A 507-nucleotide genomic window follows, 5' to 3' on the forward strand; every position below is an offset into this window, starting at 1 on the left:
GCTACGTACTGACTCACGCTTGGCGTTTCCGTACCTACCGGAATAATGGTTACATCTACAATAGCCATGTTATACACTCCTTTTATTTGTTCCCTAGTTATCATACCAAATCGCGCAAAAATTTCCTACTTTTACGTTTATGGTGTATAGAAAAAAGGAATAGTTCTACAACTACTCCTTTTTGTTACACTCTTATAGGTAACGCTTTGCTCCTAAGTAACGTTTTGACCAGTAAGAGTTGCTTAGTGATGTGATTGTCACGCCTGTTGAAGAACCTGCATGCATGAATTGACCGTTTCCGATATAAATGCCAGCATGACTAGCTCCTGGTTGGTACGTTTCAAAGAAAACGATATCGCCAGGCTGAGGTGAACTTACACGCGTACCAGTTTGATAGATGCTAGCAACTGTACGAGGAAGACTTACACCTACTGCATTGCGATATACATAGTTAAGGTAACCACTGCAATCAAATCCTCCAGGCGCAGCTCCACCCCAAACATAAGG

General features: G+C 42.0%; 1 protein-coding gene. It reads right to left on the bottom strand.

Features of this window, described 5'->3' with window-relative positions:
• Window positions 1-192: 192 nt before the first annotated feature.
• Window positions 193-507: C40 family peptidase (locus tag AC1DRF_RS32120; RefSeq protein WP_477742846.1), on the bottom strand; the 315-nt coding region annotated here is incomplete at its 5' end.

The organism is Priestia sp. P5_B4 (assembly GCF_056400385.1).